The following is an 18,773-nucleotide window of genomic DNA, read 5'->3' as shown; positions in this document are numbered from 1 at the left end:
TAGCGTGATGTCAGTTTCTGACATCCAGTGCTACTGTTGATGTCAGAAACTGACATTGGAGGAAGCATGACGAACATCTTCATCACCGGAGCCTCCGGCTGGATCGGCTCGGCCGTCACCGACGAGCTGCTCGCTCACGACTACACCGTCACCGGCCTGGCCCGCTCCGACGAGAGCGCCGCCGCCCTCGACGCGAAGGGCGTCCAGGTCCACCGCGGCTCGCTCGACGACCCCGACTCGCTCGCCACCGCCGCCAAGGCTGCCGACGGTGTCATCCACCTGGCCTTCAAGCACGACTTCTCCGACTACGCCGGCGCCGGCCACACCGAGCACGCGACGGTCGAGGCGATGCTCACCGCGATCGAGGGCACCGGGAAGCCGTTCCTGCTCGCCTCCGGGCTGGTCAGCGACGTCACCGGGCGGCCGTTCACCGAGGACGACGCCAACCCCAACCACGGCCCCGACTCGATGCGCGGCGGCAGCGAGAACCTCGCGCTCGGCTTCGCCGACCGAGGCGTACGTCCCGTGGCACTGCGCTTCGCCGCCTCGGTCCACGGCGAGGGCGGCGACCACGGCTTCGTCGCGGTCCTGTCATCGATCGCCCGGCAGCACGGCGTCGCCGGCTACATCGGCGACGGCCAGAACCGGTGGCCCGCCGTGCACCGAGCCGACGCGGCCCGGATGGTGCGGCTCGCGCTGGAGAAGGCGCCGGCGGGCTTCCGCGCCCACGCGGCGGCCGAGGAGGGCATCCCCACGCGTGAGATCGCCGAGGCCATCGGCCGTCGGCTCGGCCTGCCCACGGCCTCGATCGACCCGGGCGAGGCCGAGGCCCACTTCGGCTGGATCAGCACGTTCTTCGGTTTCGACGCCTGGGCAAGCTCCGAGAAGACCCGCAACACCCTCGACTGGACCCCCACAGGCCCGACCCTGCTGGCCGACATCGCCTCGGGCGCTTACGACGCCTGACGCGTACGACGGGGAGTTCTGCAGGGGTTACCGGTCGGTAATCCCTGCAGAACTCCCCGTCGTATCGACTCAGATGGCCTTGCCGACGGAAGCGGCGCCGGCCGCCTCGAACTCCTTCAGCAGGCGACGGCGGGTGCGGGTGTCGCCGCGGACGGCCTTGACCAGCTTCACCAGCTGGCTCGGCGCGTTGCGCACGTTGGTGGACTCGAGGAAGCCGTTGGGCAGCGAGAGACGCAGCACCTTGTGCCACGCGGAAGCGACCTGCTGCGGCATCGGCGCGGTGTGGTAGTTGAGGCCGTACTTGTCGAAGAGCGCGCGGACCTTCGGCGCGATCTCGGCGTAGCGGTTCGAGGGCAGGTCCGGGAAGATGTGGTGCTCGATCTGGTGGGACAGGTTGCCCGTCATCACGTGCAGGAACTTCGAGCCCGAGATGTTGGCCGAGCCGAGCATCTGCCGGACGTACCACTCACCGCGGGTCTCGTTCTCCGGGATGTCCTTGAGCTCGAAGGTCTCCACGCCCTCGGGGAAGTGACCGCACATGATCACCGAGTGGGTCCAGACGTTGCGGGTGAAGTTGGCGATGACGTTGGCCAGCAGCGTCGTCGGGCCCGACAGGGTCACCATCGAGACGAGCGGGTGGGCGACGTAGTCCTTGAACGCCTGACGGCGGACCTTGGCGACCGTACGCTTCGCCGCCATCTGCCACTCGGCGGACGGGCGGCGGCCCTTCTTCTTCTGCCGGATCACCCGGCCGAGCTCGAGGTCGTACATCGCGATCCCGTACTCGAAGATGCACATGTTGATGAAGTTCATCGCCGGCTGGAACAGGCTCGCCGGCGTCCAGCGCTGCTCCTCGTCGACGCGCATGATGCCCCAGCCGAGGTCGTTGTCCTTGCCGACGATGTTCGTGTAGGTGTGGTGCAGCTCGTTGTGGGAGTGCTTCCAGCCCTCACTCGTCGAGGCGTTGTCCCACTCCCACACGGTGGAGTGGATCTTCGGGTCACGCATCCAGTCCCACTGGCCGTGCATGATGTTGTGGCCGATCTCCATGTTGTCCAGGATCTTGGCGATCGAGAGACCGACCGTGCCGACGACGAACGCCGGCGGGAAGATGCTCGCGAGCAGGACCGCGCGGGAGCCGAGCTCCAGCGAGCGCTGGACCTTGATGACCTTGTGGATGTACGCCGCGTCGCGCTCGCCGCGGGTGTCGATGACCTCTTGGCGGATGGCGTCGAGCTCACGGCCGAGCTGCTCGATGTCCTCGCGGGTCAGGTGGGCGATCGGGCCGGTGTAGGCCGGGGCATCAGGTGCGATGGTCATGGCTGTCTCACTTCTCGTCGTGTGGGGGGATGCTCAGGAGGCGGGGTGGTCGATGACGCACTCGCCGGCGGCGGCGGAGATGCAGGTCTGGATCGGTACCCCTTCGGGGCCGGTCTCACCCGGGCGGGCGACGGTGAGCTCGCCGTTGCGGAGGTCGCGGACGGCGCCCTCCTTCATCGGGAGCACACAGCCGAAGCAGATGCCCATACGGCAGCCGCTCGGCATGAGGACGCCGGCCTCTTCGGCGGCGTCGAGGATCGGCTTGTCACCAGGTGCTTCGACGGTCTTGCCGGTGAAGGTGAGCGTGCCACCCTCGCCGGTGACGACCGTGGCCAGCCGGAACTGCTCGGTCTGGAGCGGCAGGCCCTCGGCGTCGTACCAGGCCTGGAGGTTGTCGAGGAGCCCGGCCGGACCGCAGGCGTAGGCCTTCCGCTCCTTCAGGTCGGGCACGAGCTCGGTGAGGGTATCGATGTCGAGGCGGCCCTCGGAGCCGGTGTAGCGGGTGACGAGGCGGATCGCGCCGGCCTCGTGGAGGGACTCGAGGTTGCGGATGAAGATCGAGTCGGGACGGCTCGGGGCGACGTGGACGACGGTGACGTCGAGGCGCTGGTGCTCGACCACGCCCTCGTCGGTGACCGGGAAGAGGTTGCGCAGCATCCCGATGACCGGGGTCACGCCGGAGCCGGCGGTGACCATCAGGAACTTGTGGCCGCGCAGGTCGCTGGGCAGCACGAAGTCGCCGGCCGCCTGCTCGAGGTGGACGATCTTGCCCGGGCGCAGGCGGCGCACCAGGTGATTGGAGACCTTGCCGTCGGGGACGGCCTTGACGGTGATCGAGATGAGGCCGTCCTTGCGAGGGCCGTGGGTCAGCGAGTAGGCCCGCCAGTGGCGTACGCCGTTGACGTCGACGCCCACGCGGACGTACTGACCGGGCGTGTGGCCCGCCCAGTCGGCGCCGGGCTTGATCTCGATGGTGGCCGCGTCGGCGGTCTCCGGGGTGACCTTGACGATGCGTCCGCGCAGGTCAGCGCCTGGTCGCAGCGGGTTGAACATGTCGAGGTAGTCGGCCGGCGCCAGGGGCGTGGCGATCGTCTCGGCGACCTCCCACGCCTTGCGCGAGAACCGCTCCCGCCATGCGGGGCGCCTGGCCTCGCCCGGGGCGAACAGGGCGGGGGACGTGGACATCTCAACCATGTATTCCATGGTGCTATTTGTGCGAGGTAAACTCCTGTGTCAGCGACGTGAATCTGATAGGCGGATTTATACGTGACGAACAAAAGTTCCCGAGAGATCCCCTCACTTTCCTCCTATGACGTCCACCTGACGCCCGAGATCGTCGCCGCGATCCGCGCGGTGCTCCCCCAGGTCGGTGAGGACGTCGTCTCCGCGATCATCGCCGAGGTGCCGCCGTACCAGGACGCGCTCTCCGGGCACATGGGCGAGACCATCCGCACCGCGGTGGGCGTGGCGCTGGGCGGCTTCCTCTCGCTCGCCTCCGGAAGCGGCCTGCCCGCGGACGTGTCGGCAGCGACCCCGCCGGCGCTGCAGGGCGCCTACGACCTGGGTCGTGGCGAGGCCAGGAGCGGACGCACGATGGAGGCCCTGCTGGCCGCCTACCGCATCGGCGCCCGGGTCGCCTGGCGAGAGCTCGCCGGCAAGGCCGTCGAGGGCGGCATGGCCCCGGCGATGCTGGTGGAGTTCTCGGCGCTGGTCTTCGCCTGGATCGACGAGATCTCGGAGGCCTCCGCGGCCGGGCACGCCGACGAACGTGCCACCACAGGACGCGTACAACGACAGCTGAGGGAGCGGCTGGCCCGCAAGCTGCTTGCCGAGGCGACGCCGGAGGAGCTCGACGACGCGGCAGTGCGGGCGGAGTGGACCCCGCCGAGCACGCTGACCGCGGTGCTCGTCCCCAACTCCCAGGTCGGCACCATCCTCGCCAAGGTCAACCAGGCCACCCTGGAGCACGACGACCTGCAGGACCTCGACGACCACACCCTGCTGCTCGTCCCCGACGCCCACGGTCGCCGACGCCGGGCCCTGATGAAGGCGCTGGAGGGCCGCCGATCGGTCGTGGGTCCGGCCAAGCCCTGGCGCGAGGCCCGGATCTCCTACGAGCGTGCCCGCCGTGCCCACTTCGCCGGCCTCGGCTCCGACACCGAGCAGCACCTCGTCGAGCTCGTCCTCTCCGCCGACGCCGACGCCCGTGAGGACCTTCGCGCCCAGGTCCTCGCTCCCCTGGCCGAGCTGCGCCCCGCCACCGCCGAGAAGCTCACCGAGACCCTCCGCTCCTGGCTCCTGCACCAGGGCCGGCGCGACGAGGTCGCCGCCGACCTCTTCATCCACCCCCAGACCGTCCGCTACCGGATCGGACAGCTACGCGATGTGTACGGGGACCGGCTCGACGACCCCGCGACGATCCTGGCCCTCACGGTGGCGTTGGGCTAGTCGAGGTAGAGACAGAAGGGATGACCCTCGGGGTCGAGCATGACGCGTACGTCGTCCTGGGGCTGGAAGTCCGCGACCTGCGCGCCCAGGCCGACGGCGTCCTCGACCGCCGGCGCGAGATCCGTGACGCCGATGTCCAGATGGACCATCTGCTGCTGCGCATCGGGCTCGCTCGGCCAGACCGGCCGGCGGTAGTGGCGGTCGAGCTCGAAGGCGAGGTTGCTGTGGGTGCCGTTGCCCGACGGGTCACGGATGAGGACCGTGACGCACGCCGGCTCGGAGCTGCTGATCTCCCAGCCGAACAGGTCTGCATAGAACCTGGCGAGTGTGGGCGGGTCGGTGCAGGCGAGGTTGACGCCGATCCATCCGGTGACACCGCGGATCCCCGCCATGTCACTCGGCGTCCCTCGGGTCCTCGCCGACGAGACCGTCGATGGACTCGCGGATGAGGTCGGCATGGCCGGTGTGGCGGGCGTACTCCTCGATCATGTCGGCGATGTAGCGACGGGCGTTGGCCTCGATGCCCCACTCGGCGTTGGTGGCGAGCGTGTCCATCCCGTCCCGGTCGAGGGCTACGGCGATCGAGCGACGCGATCTGGCGACCGCGCCCTCCCAGAGGGCCATCAGCCCGTCCGCCGTGTCCTCGGCCTCGGTCTTCCAGTCCCAGCCCTCCTCCCCCGGACCGTACGGTGCCCAGACCTCCGGGTAGCCGCTCTCGGCGAGGACCGCGGTGAAGTAGTGGTCCTCGCAGAACGCGAGGTGCTTGAGGAGCCAGCCGAGCGTGATCCTCGAGGGCTCCAGCCGCTGGCGCAGCTGCTCGTCGGTCAGTCCTCCACACTTCCAGGCGAACGTACGCCGAATCCTGTCGAGCGTGCTGAGCAACGTCCCGGTCTCGTCCATGACCGGCGTCATCTCGACCGGCCGGGTGGTGTCGATGGTCGTCATGCGGCTGAGGCTAGGCCCGGTTCCGGACGCAAACCTTCCGCTTTGCCGGGCTCATCGGCATAGGGATCTCACCATCGGGGTACCGCCGAGGGATGACTGACATATCTGACTATCGGTCCATGACCGCGACGCCGCTGCAGACGGCCGCGACGGTCGTGGGCGGCACCTTTCTGCTCGTCGGAGTGCTCGGGTTCATCCCCGGTGTCACCACCGACTACGACTCGATGACCTTCGCCGGCCACGAGTCCGAAGCCCAGCTCCTCGGCATCTTCCAGGTGTCGATCCTGCACAACATCGTGCATCTGCTGTTCGGAGTCGCCGGCCTCCTGCTCGCCAGGACCTGGAACGGAGCCCGCGGCTTTCTGATCGGCGGCGGCGCGGTCTACCTGGTCCTGTGGATCTACGGCCTGGCCATCGACCACCAGAGCGCCGCGAACTTCGTGCCGATCAACGATGCCGACAACTGGCTCCACCTGATCCTCGGTGCCGGCATGGTCGTGCTCGGATTGGCACTGGGACGTACGCCGCACTCCGGGAGCCACATCGCACCCTGACCGAACGGTTCCGGGGAGACGCTCGCGGCTCCACCCGGACGTCGACGGAGAGGACGTACCTGATGGAGCACAACAGCGTGTGGCTGGCCACGGCCGAGAGGCCCGGCTTCGCCAGCCTGGACACCAGTCGCGACGCCGACCTCTCGGTCGACGTCGCGGTGGTGGGTGGTGGCATCGTCGGTCTGACGACCGCGCTGCTCGCCCAGCGGCGCGGCATGCAGGTCGCCGTGCTGGAGGCGGCGACCGTGGGTGACGGCACCACGGGATACACCACCGGGAAGGTGACCGCACAGCATGGCCTGATCTACGCCGACCTGGTCAAACGGCTCGGCGACGACAGCGCTCGCCGGTACGCCGACGCGATGCGGGCAGGGGTGGAGAAGGTCGCCGACCTCGTCTCGGAGCTGGAGATCGGATGTGACCTCACCCGCGCTCCGGCGGTGGCCTACACCCGGTCGCCGGAACAACGATCCCGGATCGAGGACGAGGCCGAGGCAGCTGCTCGACTCGGACTGCCGGCACGGGTGACCGACCGCACCGATCTGCCTTTCGATGTCGAGGCCGCGGTCGTGTTCGACAACCAGCTCCACTTCCATCCCGGCAGGTACATGGCGGGTCTCGCCGCCGCGTTCACCGCGGCCGGAGGACTGATATTCGAGGATGCCCGGGTCACGGCCATCGACGAGCAGCGCGACCGAACCGTCGAGCTCGCCACGTCCGCCGCGACCGTGGTGGCGAAACAGGTCGTCGTCGCCACGCTGCTGCCGCCCGGACTGCTCGGCGGATTCTTCGCGCGGACGAGGCCGTCCCGCTCCTACGGGTTGGCTGCCCGCCTACGCGGCCCGGCACCGACCAGCATGGCGATCGGTCTCGACGCGCCCACCTACTCGACACGGCCGTGGCTGGACCCCGGCCCGAACGGCCTGATCGTGGTCGGCAACGGCCACGAGACCGGTGCCGAGCCCGACACCCAGGCGATGTACGCGGACCTCGAGATCTGGGCCCGGGCCACCTTCGACGTCGAGGCGATCGACTACCGCTGGTCGGCCCAGGACTACACCACCCCGGACCGAGTGCCGTACGTCGGCCGCTCGCCGGGGAACGAACTGGTTCTCGTGGCCACCGGCTTCCAGAAGTGGGGCCTGAGCAGCGGGACCGCGGCCGCGATGATGCTGGCCGATCTTCTTGCCGGCACCGACAATCCGTGGCTGCCCGTCTTCGACGCCGCCCGAATCGGCGACGCCCGGGCCGTCGCCCGACTCATCAAGGACAATCTGAAGGTCGGCCAGGAGCTCATCGCAGGCCGTCGCCACGACCCCGAGGTCCGCTCGCTCTCCGACCTGCGGCCGGGCGAAGGCGGACTCGTCGATGTCGGCGGCCACACGGTCGGCGGCTACCGCGACCCGGTGGGCGCGGTGCACACCGTGAGTGCCAGGTGCAGCCATCTCGGCTGTCCGTTGCACTGGAACGCCGCCGAGACCAGCTGGGACTGCACCTGCCATGGCTCCCGGTTCTCCCCCGACGGCTCCGTTCTCGACGGTCCCGCCGTCAGGCCGCTCGTACGACCGTCGACGACGGACCGGAGCGGGGTCGACCTCGACCCGACCTGAGCACCGACGTCGAGGATCAGCGCTTGCGCCACAGCCGAGCGGGCAACAACGAGAGCGGGTTGATCGCGGCCCGGATGCGCTGCCACCTGGTGCGCGACTCGGAGACCGAGGAGCGAAGCGTCCCGACCTGCTCCCAGAACGCGGCCACCTCGGCATCGTCCGGTCCGGCCTCGCCGAACATGGTGTTGTCGGTGAGCAGCGCCAGCCCCGGCGCACCGTCCAGGCCCGGCGAGGTGGCCAGCACGGACGCCTGCTCACGGCGGGTCGCCCCGACCGGCACCCCCACCCCGAAGTCACGGGCATGGTCGATGGTCTCTCGCCAGCCACCGGAGAGACGGGCGACCGGGGTGCCGCGCGTGCGCCGGCGATGTCGGCGCCAGATCTTGGCGCCGATGATCGCCCCGCACACGGCCGCGATGAGCAACAGCGGGATACCGACGTACGTGAAGACGGCGATCAGCCATCCCGGCAGCGTGAACCCGTCGGGACGCGAGTTGGCCTTCTGGTTCACCGACTCGTCCAGCGGGTCGCCGGAGGTCGCGGGCGGGCGCACCGGCGCCGGCGGCGGGACCACCTTGCCGGTGACGAGCTCCTCGGGCTGAGGGGCGTTCTGCTCGGGCGGCTTCTCGGTGTTCATGAACTCGGACCAGTCCAGGGTCGCCCAGGACCCGTCCGACATCCGCAGCTCGACCCAGGCGTGCATGTCCTTGCCCTGGACGACGCCGTCGGAGCCGACGACCGCGCCCAGGACCACCCGGGCCGGCACACCGACCTGGTTGGCCAGGACGGCCATCAGAGCGGCGTACTGCTCGTCGTTGCCGGCGAGCTGGCCGCCCTTGGCGGTGAAGTCGGCGAGACGACGCAGCGAGTGGCCGGCAGGGTACTGCTGGTTGGGCGGCTCGCCGTCGGTGTAGGTGCCCTCCGCCTTGAGCTTCTCCGCCACCGCCAGCGCGTTGGTGATCGGCGAGTCACCTCCACCGGCGTACTCGGCCGCGAGCGCCTGGAACTGGGCCGCCTCGTCGCCGATCGGCGATCCGCCCGACCACGGCTCGCTCTTCTTGCTCACCTTCTCGTCATCCACCGAGGCGGTGAAGGAGTAGGAGTCGCCCGGCTTCAGCGCGGACGGCAGCACACCGGTCGACGTGGCCAGGTTGTAGCGGAACGAGTCTGAGTCGGGGCCGTCGAAGGAGATGTGGGTGAGCGCGGTCGGCAGAGGCACCCAGACGCCGCCGAAGTCCTCCCCGATCGTGATCGTCCCGCGCACCTGCTTGCCGTCGGCGAGCGGGTTGCGCAGGGTCGAGCTGATCTTCTGGAAGGTGTCGTCGGGGCCCTCGGTCTCGCCGGAGTCGTTGGCCGCGCGCCAGACGGTGCCGTCGTAGGAATCCATCGCGGCGACCCGGACGCGCGTCCCCTCGGGCAGGCCCGAGACGGTGAACAGCTCCTTCTCGTAGAGCCGGCGGTCGTCCTCCGGGGTCTGGTAGCCCTTGGTGTAGACCCGGAAGCCGGCCAGGGGCGAGGGGTACTGCCCGACGTTGAAGGGCGGCTCGATCTCGCCGCGCAGCACGGTGCGCTCGGGCGCGAGACCCGGCAGCAGCGGCCCGCCGAGGAAGGCCAGCCCGGCTGCGCCGAGGCACAGTGCGGCGCCGATCGCGGTCCGCGAGAGCCGACGGCCACCGCCTGCGGCGAGGGCACGGGCCCGCATGCCGCGGATGCAGAGCCAGGTGATCGCGATCGCCCCGAAGAGCGCGCCGAGCAGGGCGGTCTTGGACGGGTCCTGAACGCCGAGCAGGATCACCCCGGCCATCAGCGCGAACGCGACGAGCACCGGCGGCAGCGCCGCCTTGACCCGCACGGCGAGCGCGAAGCCGACACAGCCGGCGACCAGGCCGAGGATGTAGGGGATCGTCAGCAGCGCCCCGCCGTCGACCGGCGGGAGCGTGGTCAGCAGCCGCTTCCAGCCGTGCACGGAGTTGTCGGCGAGGGTGCCGATCGTGTCCGGGACCGGGAGGAAGGAGAGGTCGCCGATGCCGTGCAGCGCGACCGCGCCACCGAGCACGAAGAAGGCGGCCAGGAGCCCGACGGCCAGCACGACCACCGGCTGGCCGCGACCGACGAAGGCGATGAGGATCCCGAGCAGGAGCCCCGCGACACCGGCGACGAGGTAGGTCCAGCCGGCGTAGGTGTCGTCGAACCCGAGGAAGGCGATGGTGCCGAGCAGGAAGAGGAGGAGGCCGTCGACGGCCTGGTGCTTCTTCATCCGGACAACCCCTTCGACAGCACGATCGGCAGCTGGTCGAGGTCGGGCAGGGTGAGCACCGGCAGGTCGGCGACCGCCTTGAAGCCGGCGCGCTGGGAGGAGTCGACCCGGACGGCGACGGTGGTGGCGTCGACCGAGAACTGCCCGGCCGCACGCTGGAGGGTCACGAACTCCGGGTAGCGCCCGGTCACCAACATCACCAGGGAAGCGTCCGGCGCCTGCCGGGCCGCCTCGGCGGTGATCTCGATCAGGTTGCTCGGCTGCGGGGTCGCCCGCGAGCAGGCGTCGAGGGCCGTACGCCCTCCCCCGCTCGCCGCGGTGGCCCGCACCATCAGCACGTCGCCGGTCGCGAACGAGACGTCGAACTCGTCCAGGATCCCGCGGCGGAGCAGCGAGCCCGCGATCGACATCGCGGTCTCGTACTCCTCCTCGCTGTCGTAGGACATCGGCGAGGAGTCGACGATGACGACGATGTGGGAGCGACGGGTGTCGAGGAACTGGCGCACGAGCAGCTGTCCGTGGCGTGCCGAGGAGCGCCAGTGGATGTGGCGCAGGTCGTCGCCCGGGACGTACTCGCGCAGGGCGTGGAAGGCGAGGTCGCTCATCGAGGTGTTCTGTGCCGTGGACCCCTCGAGGTCACGGACCAGGCCGACCCCGAAGGGCTCGAGGTGGGTGGTGCGCGGGTGGACGAAGACCTCGGTGCGGTCGGTCCACTCCTGCACCCGCCGGAAGAGCCCGAGCGGGTCGCCGCGGACGGTCCGGACGGGGCCGACGTCGATGACGCCGCGGCGCTGGGTCGGCACCACGAAGAGCTCGGTGTGCTCGGCGCCGGGAAGCAGCATCGGCAGGTCGTACGTCACCCCACCTGCCCCGATCGGGAACTCGAGACTCGTCGAGACGAGCGGGCCGCGCGCCTCGTTGCGGGCCCGCAGCTCGCCGGTGAGTGCTTGACCGACGGCGACGCGCGGCGGCTCGACCACCGTCGCGACCGCGAGCCGGGTGCGCCCGATCATGAAGAAGGCCGCGCCGATCACGAGGAACAGCGCTGCCATCGCCACCACGGCCGCCTCGATCCAGCCGAGGGCGGTCGCGGCGACCCAGGCCAGCGCGCCGAGCAGCAGCACACCCCAGCCGATCGAGGTCACCGTGCCGAACCACGGACGGACCCGGTCGGCGACGAACGAGTAGACCGAACCGGCCCCGGAGACTACCGGGGCTGATCGTTTCCGCAGGTCAGCAACGAGGTTGCGGACACTGAGCCTGCTCATCTCAGGCGACACGCTCGGTGGGAGCCGGGACCGAGGTGAGCAGGTCGCCGATGACGTCCTCGACCGTGACGCCGTTGAACATGGCCTCCGGGTCGAGGATCAGGCGGTGGCAGAGCACCGGCTCGGCGAGCGCCTTGACGTCGTCGGGCAGCACCTGCGAGCGGCCCTCGGCCAGCGCCCAGACCTTGGCGGTGCGCACCAGGGCGAGGCAGCCACGCATGGAGGCGCCGAGGCGTACGTGCTTGTGGCGACGGGACTCGTCGATCAGGGCGGAGACGTAGGCGACGATGGCCGGGTCGATGTAGACCTGGTCGGCCATCTCGGCCATCTGGGTGACGGTCGGGGCGGTGATGATCGGGGTGACCAGGGTGGCGCGGTCGCGGACCGAGGAGTTCATCAGCAGCTCGACGGTGGCGTTCTGGTCGGGGTAGCCGACCGAGGTCTTCATCAGGAAGCGGTCCAGCTGCGCCTCGGGCAGCCGGTACGTCCCGGCCTGCTCGATCGGGTTCTGGGTCGCGATCACCATGAACGGGCGGCCGACCTCGCGGGTGGCGCCGTCGACGGTGACCCGGCCCTCCTCCATGACCTCCAAGAGCGCCGACTGCGTCTTCGGGGAGGCGCGGTTGATCTCGTCGGCCAGCACGATCGAGTGGAAGATCGGGCCCGGGTGGAACTCGAAGGCGCCCTTGCCCTGGTCGTAGACGGTCACACCGGTGACGTCGGACGGGAGGAGGTCGGGCGTGAACTGGATGCGCGCGTGCGAGCCCTGGACCGTGTTGGCCAGGGCGCGGGCGAGCTGGGTCTTCCCGGTGCCCGGGTAGTCCTCGAGGAGGAGATGGCCCTCGGAGAGCAGCGCGGTCAGCACCAGGCGGATCACGTTGCGCTTGCCGAGCACCGCCTTCTCGACGTTGTCGGCAAGCTTCTCGAAGGTCTCGTGGAACCAGCGCGCTTGCTCGTGCGTGACGGTCATTTCTTGTCTCCTACCACGTAACGTTCTTCGAAAGAGTGGGTCGCCCGTTGGTCGTGCAGGTCACCCGGAACGGGGTGTTGGCGCCGACCCAGCCGCGGCCGCTGCCGGAGCCCCTGCCGTTGCTCCCGATGGTGACGTTCCATCGCGAGGTGGTGGCGTTGGTGCTGCACTCCCAGGTCTTGCCCGGGAAGGCGAGGTCGGTGATGGTCGAGCCGACGTACCAGCACGTGCCACCACAGGCCACGTCCGGCTCGGGGCACGCGGCGCCCGAGCACTCGCCGGCCTTGTTCACCTCGAGGATCGGGTCCGGCGGCGGGTCGGTCCGCACCGTGACCGAGTCGGACTTGCTCGCCCGCGGCGAGTCGCTGATCGTCACGGTGTAGGTGTAGGACGTGTCCCAGTTGGGTGCGGTGTCGGTGCCCGACCGACTGCCCGCACCGGTGCCGGTGCCGAACTGGGCGACCTCGGTGCCACCGCGCTTGACGGTGACGGTCGCGGCCTTGCCGTTGGGGTCATAGCTGACCCGCCAGTTGACCTTGTTGCCGTCGACGCTCGCCGAGATCGACGGCGTGCCCAGCGGACCGTAGGTGGTCACGTTCTTCGACGACCAGGGGCCGCAGGAATCTCCCGCGCCGGTGCCGCCGGAGGAGTCGTTGCAGGCCCGCAGCTGGACCTGCGTCGAGTTGCCGTTGGTGAAGCCGGTGATCGTCTTGGTCTGCTGGCCCGCGCCCTCGGGCGGGTAGGTCCAGCTGCCGCACGAGGAGCCGTTGCGCACGCACTCGACCCGGTTGGTCTTGCCGTGCGAGGCCCGCGGCGTGAAGACGATCTCCGCGGTGCCGTTGGCACCGGTCGGCGTCGCGCTCGCGAAGGAGACCGCGTCGGGGGTCGCGGCCGCCTCGACCTTGCCGCCCGCGGAGTAGCTGGAGATGTGCGCCTCCGGCGAACCGCCGGACGTGGTCTCCCGGGGCGACGTCGCCTCCGCGTTGCGGGCCCGGACGGCGTAGGTGTAGATCGTGCCGTCGTTGGCGACGTCGTCGCGGCAACTGGTCTCGGTCACCCAGGAGCAGACGATCTTCTCGCCGGTGCCGCCGGTGCGGCGTACCTCGTAGGTGACCGGGGCGGGGCCGTTGGCCGCGACCGGGCTCCACGAGACCGTGACCGCCTTGCCGGAGTTGTTGGCCGTGTTGGCCCACTCGAAGGTCGGCGTCGCCGGGGTGTCCGGCTTGCCGGCACCCATCCCCTCGACCGTCGCCGTCGGACCCTTGTTGGTCTTCATGCCCTTGTCGTTGAGCGGCACGACCGTGAACTGCACCGGGTCGCCGTTGGAGCTGACCGCCGCCGGATAGGTGGTCTGACCTGCGGAGATGTCCTTGATGCCACCGCCCGGCCAGCTGATCCGGTATTTCTGCACGTCGGAGCAGTCGCACGGCGCCGGCTTGCTCCAGCTCAGCTCGACCTTGTGGTCGCGCTGGCGGGTGACGCGGAGGTTCTGCACCGGACCGGTGTAGGCGTCGGGCTCGCCCTCGGCCGAGTTGCTCCACTCACGGCTCGGGCCGACGGAGTTCACCGCGCGCACGCGGAAGTCGTAGACGACGCCGTTCTTCAGCCCGGTGATCCTGCACGACGTCGACGGGCAGTCCTGGACGTGGTCGCCGTTGGCCTCCACCTCGTAGCGCTGGATCGGGTCGTCGCCGTTGTCCTTGGGTGCGTTCCACGACAGCGCGACCACGTTGGAGAGGAAGTCGGAGGTCGTACGCAGCCCCGTCGGCGCGCCGGGGACGTCGATGACGTCCACCTCGATGACCCCGGTGGCCTTGACCCGCTTGGAGTCCTTGCCGGAGTCGCTGACCTCGATCGCGTAGCGATAGTGGCCGTGCCCCTCCTCGGGGGTGTTGAAGGTGATCTTCGAGCCGCTGACCTTGCCCATGTCGGGCGAGTCGCCGTCGACCGGGTCGAGTTTGGTGACCACGATCTCCTGCGACTCCGACGGCACCGGTGTCTGCAGATAGCTGGCCATGTCGATCGCGACCGTCTTCCCGGCCTCGGTCTGCAGCGGTTTGATCGGCGAGAGCGACGGTGCCGGCAGCGCGATGACGGTGACCAGGAGCTGGCCGGTCGCGTCGGTGCCCTCCACCCCGATCTCCAGGGCACCCTGGGCACCGGCGTCGGCGTGCTCGGCGGTGAGTCGCAGGCCGCCGTCCTCCGGCTTGACCTCGACGCCGTCGAGCCCGTCGCCGACCTCGGCGGTGAAGTCGAGGTCGTCGGCATCACCCGGGTCGGCGGTCCACACGTGGCAGATGGCGGCGATGTCGACCAGCGCGCCGTTGCCGCTCTCCGGGACCTCCACCGGGGTGCTCGGACAGTTGATCTCCGGCTCCTCCTTGCCGATCTGCACCGGCAGTGAGATCACCGAGAGATGGGCGTCCGCGGAGGTGATCTTCTCGCGGTCGGCGACCTCGAAGGTCAGGGTCGCCGGACCCTTGGTCTCACCGGCGGTGACCTTCACGGTCGTCGCGGTGGTGTCACCGGTGTTGAACATGCCCTCGGGCGCGGCCACGATCTTGTCGGTGGTGGTCAGCACGACCGGGTCGCCCTCGGGGTCCTCGACGTAGTCGGTGATGTCGACGTTCTTCGTCTCGCCGGGGTTCAGCTGGAGCTCGGAGCCCGGCTTCAGGTAGGGGGCGTCCTTGGGACGGGCGGGGACGTAGATCGAGCCGACCGCCTGGGCGCCGTCGGGGTCGGTGACCCGGTAGGTCCACACCCGAGTGGTGTCACCCACCGGCAGGGTCACCTTGCCGTCGTCGATCTTCGGCTTCGCCTCGTCCTCGCCGACCGAGGGTCCCTTGACCGCATCCACGGTGAGGTCCTCGAGCGCGTCGTCGATGTCGGTCACCTTGGTCATCACGTCGACGGTCGTGGTCGACGAGTCGCCCTCCGGGTGGGCCACCACGATCCCCGCCATCGGCGGGTTGTCGTAGCCCTCCTGATAGCGGATGGCGAGCTCGCCGGTGTCCTCGTGGAGGCCGGTGGTGGCGCGGTAGGGGACGTGCTGGAAGGGCTCCTCGGAGCCTCCCTGGACGGTGACGATGCCGTCGGAGCGCTGCTTGACGTTGGACCCCTCCGTCGCGTCGGTCGAGGCCAGGTGCAGCTCCGTCCCCGGCGTACGCAGGTCGTTGGCGAGCACGTCGTAGGTCAGCTTCTTGGCGGGGTCGAGCGTGACCAGGTCGTCGACGGCGACCGGACGCTGCGGCGCACCCGGCGCGACCACGGCGATGCGAACCGTGCCGGTCGCGACGGCACCGAACGGGTCGCTGACCTCGTAGGTGAACTCGTCGGTGCCGGCCGCGTTGGGGAAGGCCTGGTAGGTGATCGTGTTGGCGCCGTGGGCCAGGACCCGGCCGAAGGACGGCGCGCTGTTGATCCGGGTCACCGAGACCGAGTCGCCGTCGGGGTCGGTGCCGACCGTCGGCAGCCGCAGCGTCACCTCGTCACCCTGGACCACCCGCGACTCCAGCGCCTTCGGCGCGGGCGCGGAGTTGTCGGCCTTCTTCTTCGGCAGCGGCTTGATGTGGATGCGGATGTTGCCCGAGGAGTGCTCCGCGGAGGGGTCACCGGTGTTCTGCACGACGTAACGGACGTCGACGTCGACCGGACCCTTCACGTCGTCGGGGGCGACGTAGCGGACCCGGTTGCCGTCGATGTAGGCCTCGCCGACCGTCGGCTGTCCCAGCACCTGCAGCTGGCCCTTGGTCTCGATGGTCTGGTCGACCACCAGGCCGACCGGGTCGCCCGAGGGCGTCGAGTCGTTGTCGAGCACCGGGATGGAGACCGAGTCGGCGGCCCTCACCGTGGCCTCGTCGTCGACCGCCTCGGGGGCGTTCTCGGCGCCACGCAGCGCCGGGCGCTGGCTCACCGTCACCGACCCCTCGGCCTCGGCCGCGCCGTTGCTGATGGTGTAACGGATGGCCTGGGTGGACGGGTCGATGTCTGGCTTGGACGCCTGGATACGCAGCCAGCGGCCGTCGAGCACCGCGACCGTCAGGTCGCTGTCGCCGACCGGCTCGGCATGGGTCACGGCGAGGAGCCGGCCCCGGGAGTCGTAGTCGTTGGCGAGGACGTCGAGCGTGCGGGTCGAGGTGCCGAGCACGGCGGTCGTGTCGGGCGTCGCGATCGGCTCGTCCGCCGCCTGGGCGGCCGGCTTCACGTCGACACGGATCTTCGCCGAGGCAGGCTTGGCCGCCCCGAACCCGGCGTTGTAGCTGAGCTGGTAGGTGCCCGGCGAGCTTCCGCGGGCCCGCACCACACCGGTCTCCCGGTCGGTGCTCACCTCGAGTCCGCCCTTCGGCGGGACGTCACCGGCGAGGGTGAGGCTCGCGTCGAGGTTGGACGGGTCGGCGCCAGGGATGTCGTTGTCGAGCGGACGGATCGTCACCCAGGATCCCTGGGTGCCCTCGGCGACGTCGTCCTTCGGCTCCGGGGAGGCGGTGTTGGCCCCGGCGACGATGTTGATGCGTACCTTGTCCTTCGAGGGCTTGCCGCCGGTGCTGACCTGGTAGCCGAGGCTCTCGTTGCCGGTGGCGTCCGTGGCCGCGGTGTAGCGGATCAGGCCGTCCGGGGTCACGCTCGCCTTGCCCTTGGAGGCGGTCGGGGACTGCGCGGTGATCGGGTCGCCGTAGCGCTCGTCGCGCCAGTCGCCGACCACCGGGATCTCCACCGTGCCGCCAGCGGCGACGGTGTAGTCGGTCGGTGTGTAGTGCTCGCGCAAGGTCGGCTTGCCGGTGCCGCCGGAGCCCTCGATGGAGAGCTCGACGCTGGCGTCGTCCTGGCCGGCCTTGCCCTTGATCCCGTCGTCGACGGTGTATTTGAAGCTGGTCTTCTTCCCCTCGGCCGACTCCGGCGTGGTGACCAGGATCGACTGCCTGTCGGGGGCGATGGTGGCCTCGACGCCCTTGACGGAGGCCTTCCCGACCGAGACCACGCTCAGGATCGACTCCTTGGCCGAGGAGTCGTTGTCGAGGACGTGCAGGACCGTGGTGCGTCCGGCTCGGGCTCCGAGCTGGTCGTCCTTGGCCTTCGGCGCCTGGGCGGCCTTGGTCTGCTGCTGTTGCTTGTCCTTCTTCTGGTTCTGCTTCTGGGTCTGCGGCTGGAACGCCTCCCAGTTGGAGATCTTCTTGATGTCGGCGCCGTCGATCTCCCAGACATCGCCGTTGCGCAGGTCGTTGAGCACCAGCTGGCCGCGGTTGACCCGGAACTCCAGCTCGGCGGCCGGGCCGAGCGTCGGGATCTCACCCAGGACCGGCTCGCCCTCGCCGCACTGGGTCACCACCGATCCGGTCGAGCCGTTGGCCCAGGCACCGAAGACGCAGTCGCGCAGCCGCACCGGGGCCGCGGGGTCGCCGGCCGACTCGGCGATACGGCGGATCTCGCCGTTGCGCAGGTCGACGGCCTTGAGGCCCTCCCCGTCGCCGACGAGGACCTCCTTGGCCTTGACGGAGGGCTGCTGGAGCACCGCGCTCTCCGCGGTGTCGCCGAAGTCCTGGGCGACGTCGGAGCCCTTGGAGGCGCCGAGCAGCCAACCGACGCCGTCGAGGGTGATCACCTCGTCGCCGACGACGGTCGCCGAGGTCGGGGTCTCCGCGTACTCGGGAGCCTTCGGGAGCTTGGTCTCCTCGGGCTTCGCGAACCGATCACCGTCGGGCGCGAAGGCGGTCAGCGTGCGCTTGCCGGCGGATACGGCGTACGCGGTCCCGTCGGTGCCGACGGTGAGGACCGTGTCCGCGCCGACCGTCTCGGTGGGCTTCGTGGAGGCGGAGAGATCCGAGAGGTCACCGACACCGGTGGTCGGGTCGACCGAGGTGAGCCAGACCTTGCCGGTCTTCTGCTCGGCGACGCCGATGGTGTTGCCGCCCATCACCACGCGGCTGTCCTTCACGGTCACCGCGTCGTCGTCGAGACCTTCGGCGAGCTTGGTGTTGACCGGCGTGATCGTGCGGGCGTCACGGTCGACGGAGGCCACCGCGATGCCGTTCTGCACGACGTCGAGACCGGCGCGCTCGGACCTCGACCCGGCCTCGTTGCCGGCCCAGACCACGCCGTCGAGCTGGGCGACGGGACGGTTCTGCCGGCCCAGGGTGCCCCAGGACTGGTTGGTCACCCAGATGCCGCCGTCGTCGAGATCGGCCTTGTGGACGGGGTAACCCGTCGACTGGATCGCATAGACGGTCAAACCGCCCGCAACCACGGCAAGAGCGGTCCAGGACGCGATGGAGGTCCGATGACGCCGCATCCACCCGGGCGCCATCCCGAAACGTGCCACCAAGACTCTCCCCAAGTCCTTCCGTGCAAATGGCCAGCCGACACATGGGCCGGGCTTACTCTAAGCGGGCCTCGGGATTGAAGCCACACGAATGAGCCAAACGTGGCACACGGCTCAGT

12 protein-coding genes are annotated in these 18,773 nt (G+C 69.9%); 4 read left to right on the top strand and 8 right to left on the bottom strand.

Annotation, left to right across the window (positions count from 1 at the left end):
* Nucleotides 1-66: 66 nt before the first annotated feature.
* Complete coding sequence (locus OG984_RS23310; RefSeq protein ID WP_328528562.1) at nucleotides 67-966, top strand: SDR family oxidoreductase; 900 nt, start codon at nucleotides 67-69, stop codon at nucleotides 964-966.
* Nucleotides 967-1,035: 69 nt separating this feature from the next.
* On the opposite strand, the gene OG984_RS23305 is transcribed toward OG984_RS23310, so the two are convergent.
* A complete protein-coding gene (locus OG984_RS23305; protein ID WP_328528561.1) occupies nucleotides 1,036-2,286 on the bottom strand; it encodes a fatty acid desaturase family protein in 1,251 nt (416 codons plus the stop codon).
* Nucleotides 2,287-2,319: 33 nt separating this feature from the next.
* Entirely contained in the window at nucleotides 2,320-3,480 is a 1,161-nt protein-coding gene (locus OG984_RS23300; RefSeq protein WP_328528560.1) for a ferredoxin reductase, read from the bottom strand.
* A 72-nt stretch (nucleotides 3,481-3,552) separates the two neighbouring features.
* On the opposite strand from OG984_RS23300, the gene OG984_RS23295 reads away from it, so the two are divergent.
* Nucleotides 3,553-4,734 (top strand): PucR family transcriptional regulator, encoded by a 1,182-nt coding sequence (locus OG984_RS23295; protein ID WP_328528559.1) that lies wholly within the window; start codon nucleotides 3,553-3,555, stop codon nucleotides 4,732-4,734.
* Here OG984_RS23295 and OG984_RS23290 read toward each other — a convergent pair.
* Both OG984_RS23290 and OG984_RS23285 read right to left on the bottom strand, forming a co-directional pair.
* Complete coding sequence (locus tag OG984_RS23290; protein ID WP_328528558.1) at nucleotides 4,731-5,126, bottom strand: VOC family protein; 396 nt, start codon at nucleotides 5,124-5,126, stop codon at nucleotides 4,731-4,733. The two genes, OG984_RS23295 and OG984_RS23290, sit on opposite strands and share 4 nt — an antisense overlap.
* 1 nt (nucleotide 5,127) lies before the next feature.
* On the bottom strand, nucleotides 5,128-5,679 hold the full coding sequence (locus tag OG984_RS23285; RefSeq protein ID WP_328528557.1) for a DinB family protein: 552 nt from the start codon (nucleotides 5,677-5,679) through the stop codon (nucleotides 5,128-5,130).
* A gap of 119 nt (nucleotides 5,680-5,798) precedes the next feature.
* On the opposite strand from OG984_RS23285, the gene OG984_RS23280 reads away from it, so the two are divergent.
* Complete coding sequence (locus tag OG984_RS23280; RefSeq protein WP_328528556.1) at nucleotides 5,799-6,233, top strand: DUF4383 domain-containing protein; 435 nt, start codon at nucleotides 5,799-5,801, stop codon at nucleotides 6,231-6,233.
* Nucleotides 6,234-6,295: 62 nt separating this feature from the next.
* The gene (locus tag OG984_RS23275; RefSeq protein ID WP_328528555.1) at nucleotides 6,296-7,843 is read left to right on the top strand and encodes an FAD-dependent oxidoreductase; all 1,548 of its coding nucleotides are present in this window, start codon (nucleotides 6,296-6,298) and stop codon (nucleotides 7,841-7,843) included.
* A 16-nt stretch (nucleotides 7,844-7,859) separates the two neighbouring features.
* Here the strand turns inward: OG984_RS23275 and OG984_RS23270 are convergent, their stop codons facing one another.
* Genes OG984_RS23270 through OG984_RS23255 form a run of 4 tightly spaced genes read right to left on the bottom strand, consistent with a single transcriptional unit; the run spans nucleotide 7,860 to nucleotide 18,654 of the window.
* The gene (locus tag OG984_RS23270; RefSeq protein WP_328528554.1) at nucleotides 7,860-10,100 is read right to left on the bottom strand and encodes a DUF3488 and transglutaminase-like domain-containing protein; all 2,241 of its coding nucleotides are present in this window, start codon (nucleotides 10,098-10,100) and stop codon (nucleotides 7,860-7,862) included.
* Nucleotides 10,097-11,368 (bottom strand): DUF58 domain-containing protein, encoded by a 1,272-nt coding sequence (locus OG984_RS23265; RefSeq protein ID WP_328528553.1) that lies wholly within the window; start codon nucleotides 11,366-11,368, stop codon nucleotides 10,097-10,099. The genes OG984_RS23270 and OG984_RS23265 overlap by 4 nt, the downstream gene beginning before the upstream one ends.
* A 1-nt stretch (nucleotide 11,369) precedes the next feature.
* A complete protein-coding gene (locus tag OG984_RS23260) occupies nucleotides 11,370-12,338 on the bottom strand; it encodes an AAA family ATPase (RefSeq protein ID WP_008354581.1) in 969 nt (322 codons plus the stop codon).
* A gap of 10 nt (nucleotides 12,339-12,348) precedes the next feature.
* Entirely contained in the window at nucleotides 12,349-18,654 is a 6,306-nt protein-coding gene (locus tag OG984_RS23255; protein ID WP_328528552.1) for an Ig-like domain-containing protein, read from the bottom strand.
* Nucleotides 18,655-18,773: the final 119 nt, after the last annotated feature.

Source organism: Nocardioides sp. NBC_00368, assembly GCF_036090055.1.
GTDB lineage: Bacteria > Actinomycetota > Actinomycetes > Propionibacteriales > Nocardioidaceae > Nocardioides.
Note: the sequence above shows the minus strand (reverse complement) of the source record. Positions and strands in the feature narration are given on the sequence as shown.

Excerpts from the sequence above, each read along its gene's own strand:
- OG984_RS23270 (WP_328528554.1), bottom strand. The coding sequence starts at position 10,100 with ATGAAGAAGCACCAGGCCGTCGACGGCCTCCTCCTCTTCCTGCTCGGC.
- OG984_RS23275 (WP_328528555.1), top strand. The coding sequence starts at position 6,296 with ATGGAGCACAACAGCGTGTGGCTGGCCACGGCCGAGAGGCCCGGCTTC.
- OG984_RS23280 (WP_328528556.1), top strand. The coding sequence starts at position 5,799 with ATGACCGCGACGCCGCTGCAGACGGCCGCGACGGTCGTGGGCGGCACC.
- OG984_RS23290 (WP_328528558.1), bottom strand. The coding sequence starts at position 5,126 with ATGGCGGGGATCCGCGGTGTCACCGGATGGATCGGCGTCAACCTCGCC.
- OG984_RS23310 (WP_328528562.1), top strand. The coding sequence starts at position 67 with ATGACGAACATCTTCATCACCGGAGCCTCCGGCTGGATCGGCTCGGCC.
- OG984_RS23265 (WP_328528553.1), bottom strand. The coding sequence starts at position 11,368 with ATGAGCAGGCTCAGTGTCCGCAACCTCGTTGCTGACCTGCGGAAACGA.
- OG984_RS23305 (WP_328528561.1), bottom strand. The coding sequence starts at position 2,286 with ATGACCATCGCACCTGATGCCCCGGCCTACACCGGCCCGATCGCCCAC.
- OG984_RS23260 (WP_008354581.1), bottom strand. The coding sequence starts at position 12,338 with ATGACCGTCACGCACGAGCAAGCGCGCTGGTTCCACGAGACCTTCGAG.
- OG984_RS23285 (WP_328528557.1), bottom strand. The coding sequence starts at position 5,679 with ATGACGACCATCGACACCACCCGGCCGGTCGAGATGACGCCGGTCATG.
- OG984_RS23300 (WP_328528560.1), bottom strand. The coding sequence starts at position 3,480 with ATGGTTGAGATGTCCACGTCCCCCGCCCTGTTCGCCCCGGGCGAGGCC.